Annotated in this window: 5 protein-coding genes; all 5 read right to left on the bottom strand. The window is 44.9% G+C overall.

Annotation, left to right across the window (positions count from 1 at the left end; translation table 11 throughout):
- Positions 1–152 precede the first annotated feature (152 nt).
- Positions 153–515, bottom strand: a complete 363-nt coding sequence (locus AB4653_RS21465; RefSeq protein WP_009848594.1) for a 3-hydroxyacyl-ACP dehydratase — start codon at positions 513–515, stop codon at positions 153–155.
- Between the two features lie 87 nt (positions 516–602).
- Entirely contained in the window at positions 603–1,985 is a 1,383-nt protein-coding gene (locus AB4653_RS21460) for an AMP-binding protein (RefSeq protein WP_102257954.1), read from the bottom strand.
- A gap of 6 nt (positions 1,986–1,991) precedes the next feature.
- The gene (locus tag AB4653_RS21455) at positions 1,992–2,549 is read right to left on the bottom strand and encodes a septation protein IspZ (protein ID WP_009848592.1); all 558 of its coding nucleotides are present in this window, start codon (positions 2,547–2,549) and stop codon (positions 1,992–1,994) included.
- The gene (locus AB4653_RS21450) at positions 2,549–2,806 is read right to left on the bottom strand and encodes an acyl carrier protein (RefSeq protein ID WP_009848591.1); all 258 of its coding nucleotides are present in this window, start codon (positions 2,804–2,806) and stop codon (positions 2,549–2,551) included. Before AB4653_RS21450 ends, AB4653_RS21455 begins: the two co-directional genes overlap by 1 nt.
- A 10-nt stretch (positions 2,807–2,816) precedes the next feature.
- Entirely contained in the window at positions 2,817–3,032 is a 216-nt protein-coding gene (locus AB4653_RS21445; protein WP_372105296.1) for a phosphopantetheine-binding protein, read from the bottom strand.
- Between the last annotated feature and the right edge of the window lie 2 nt (positions 3,033–3,034).

Genomic DNA, 3,034 nt, shown 5'->3' with positions numbered 1-3,034 from the left:
CATCGTCAACGATGATGATCGGCAACTCAAAATGATGGAGTGACGACACCACTGCAGGCATGGTTTCGCCGTGGTTAAAGCACGGAATTAGGAAGCAAGCTTTGTAGTCGCTTTCTTTTGTTACGTGTTGAGAAGCAGTCTCAGCAGGAGCGCTATTCACTTTTCTCTCCCAGCTTCATTTTTCCTGAAGAGTGGGTCTGTTCACCGCTGTTTGAGGTGTAGCTGAAGCTCAGCTTGTCTTTGTCAGCATCCCATTTGAGTGATAGCTGGATTGTGGCGTCAGGAAGGATAGGCTCTTGGAATTTGATGACCTCCATACCTTTAAAGTAACCAGGGACATTTAACTCTTGGACAGCATAGTGAAGTGCCCAGTCAATTTGTGTCACACCGGGAAGAATAGGGAAGCTCTTAAAGTGCCCCTTAAAATCGGTGATGTCTCCGGTAACATGGAGTGTCAGGGTCGATTCTTTCTCTACAGTGTCAACAGCAATGACGTTTGGTTTTCTCTTATCCATAGCGTGTGCTTAGAATCCTTGGGCTAAAATGGGTCTTCTGACAAAAATATAAAAGATAATCTCAGTATAAAATGCGACCAGTGATTTTTATGATTTGACGAGCTGCTCTATGTGAGAGGTTAGTCGCTTGCCTTGGCTGTTGAGGGGGATCTCATCAACAACACGATACTTTCTTGGAATAGCGATTGGCTCTAACCATTTTCTGAGTTCTGAACGTAACATTAACCAGAATTTACCTTTACTCATGGTTGCGAGAGTCGCTTGGCCTTCCTCTGATAATACCAAAACTGACGCCAAGATTAAGCGTTCAGGCTCTTCAAAGGGAATGACCACACACTCGCTTATCCAAGGTAGTTGCTCCAGTCGCTTTTCAACTTCAACCAGTGATACTCGTTTTTCTTCTATCTTGATCACTCGGTCGGTTCGGCCTTTCAATATAAATTGATTATCTGAGACCATTTCGCACTCGTCTGCGGTTTGATACCAGTTGTTTTTGTCGATGTACGGCGACAATAACTTAATGCAATTCTCACTATTGAGACTGGCCTTAATACAGTCAAAAAGCTGCCAAGGTGTTTGAACGCTCTGTTGCTGACGAAACGCGATGCCGCCGGTTTCTGTGCTGCCAAACACTTCGATAGGTAAATGCCCAAGCAGACCTCGTGATTGATGAGCCGACTCGGTAGGTAAAGGGCCACCAGAAGAGAATACCCCCGCTAGATGCGTAGACTTTGTCTCGTGTTTTAATCGTTTGAGTAGCGCAGGGCTGCTGATCAGCACGCTCTGCTTGTTAGCGTGAGACAGGATCTGTTCCGGGTATTCGAGATTGTTTCGAGAAAATGGAACGCTAGAACAAAGCGGCCATAAGATTCGAAACAACAGACCATAGATATGTTGGTGTGAGACGGTGCTGTGGACTTGGTTGTCTTTAAGCAAGGCGCCCCAGTTTTTATCTAGCTGAGCGATTTCAATATCTAGGTGTTCTAAGGTCTTATGGATTGCTTTTGGTGTACCGCTTGAGCCTGAAGTAAACAAGGTCAATTGGATTGCTGCTAACTCAATGGCGGGAAGATTATCGGTTAGAGGTTCTCGTATTTCGGTGTCTAATAAGGTTTGGATATTGCGAACTTCATTTATTTCCACTGCACCAATCGCATCATCGACCAACAGACAGTCAAAATGCTCACTCAGCTCGGCAAGCGCACACGGTTGATAGTTACCTGGCAAGATGATGTGTTTGTTGCTGGCTGCGCACGCTAAAAAGGCCACTGAAAATAGGTAGCTGTCTTGGGTGCAAATCGCAACTCGTTGAAAAGGGGATGAAGATAAAAGCTGTACGAGTTGAGATAAGTCGTCGTTAAATGTTTGCCACGAAATCTCGCTATTGTCGTCAAAGCAGACAATACAATCAGGCGATCTGTTCTGACTGAGAAGTTCAGACAAGGAAGTGTAAGAGACGGTTTGGGTCATAACAATTTAACTCTGACGAATGCGCTGTCTTACTACCCACTCTCCTGCAAAGAGCAACCCTGCAAATACATAGCTGAGTAAGCCATTGTATAGGGTCCATATTTCAAGAGGTTGGAAGCAGGTGTAAAGGGCGATAGAGCCATTGATAACAAAGAACAGACACCAAACTTTGGTGACTATTCGTGTGTAATCAACGCCACTTTGTGGAAGTTCTGGCTCTTGGAGGCGAGCAAGCCGCTCGATAATCGTTTGCGGTTGCCATAGGCTCGAGGCGAACACAACCAGCATACAAACATTAACGATGACGGGGTAATAAGTTAGCCAGCCGTGCTGTTTGAAGGTTAACCCTAATGCCAGCAGAACAATTCCGGCACTTCCGCTGATCCAAGCTAGGTGTTTTAGCTCTTTGATTTTAGCCTGACCACCGGTGAAAATGCGGACAGCAAAAATAGCGGCTAAGACGATACCAACGGTTTGTAGGCCAAACTTGTTGAGTCCAAAGTAAACCGCTATTGGATAAGTGAAAAGTATGATTGCCGACAGTAAAGTCAGCAGAGGACGCATTATGCGTCCTTCAATAGTTCAACGACAGACTCGACAACGTCATTAACGGTGCGTACTGCTTTGAACTCTTCAGGCTTGATCTTCTTACCTGTAACGTTCTGTAAGTGAACGACCAAATCAACGGCATCAATGCTGTCGAGGTCGAGGTCGAGATAAAGGTGTGCTTCTGGAGTGATATCTTCAGCATCAAGCTCAAACAGCTCGATAAGCGCATCTTTAACCTGGTTGAATACTTCTTGTTGGTTAGCTTGTGTCATAAAGATCTGTCTAGTTGTTCGTTTTAGATGAAATGTAGTTAGCTAGGTTTTCAACCGATGCAAAATGCTGGCGAGTGTTTGAATCGTCGGCATCGATAACAATGTTGTACTTTTTCTTGATAGCAAGGCCGAGCTCAAGGGCATCGATAGAATCTAATCCAAGTCCATCACCAAACAGTGGTGCTTCCGTTTCAATTTCATCAATGCTCATATCTTCAAGATTCAGTG

This window comes from Vibrio sp. 10N.222.48.A3 (genome assembly GCF_041475345.1).
In the GTDB taxonomy this organism is placed as follows: Bacteria; Pseudomonadota; Gammaproteobacteria; order Enterobacterales; family Vibrionaceae; genus Vibrio; species Vibrio tasmaniensis_A.
Note: the sequence above shows the minus strand (reverse complement) of the source record. Positions and strands in the feature narration are given on the sequence as shown.

What these genes read in the sequence shown, in the direction of transcription:
- AB4653_RS21465 (WP_009848594.1), bottom strand. Translation starts at nt 515, where the DNA reads ATGGATAAGAGAAAACCAAACGTCATTGCTGTTGACACTGTAGAGAAA.
- AB4653_RS21460 (WP_102257954.1), bottom strand. Translation starts at nt 1,985, where the DNA reads ATGACCCAAACCGTCTCTTACACTTCCTTGTCTGAACTTCTCAGTCAG.
- AB4653_RS21455 (WP_009848592.1), bottom strand. Translation starts at nt 2,549, where the DNA reads ATGCGTCCTCTGCTGACTTTACTGTCGGCAATCATACTTTTCACTTAT.
- AB4653_RS21450 (WP_009848591.1), bottom strand. Translation starts at nt 2,806, where the DNA reads ATGACACAAGCTAACCAACAAGAAGTATTCAACCAGGTTAAAGATGCG.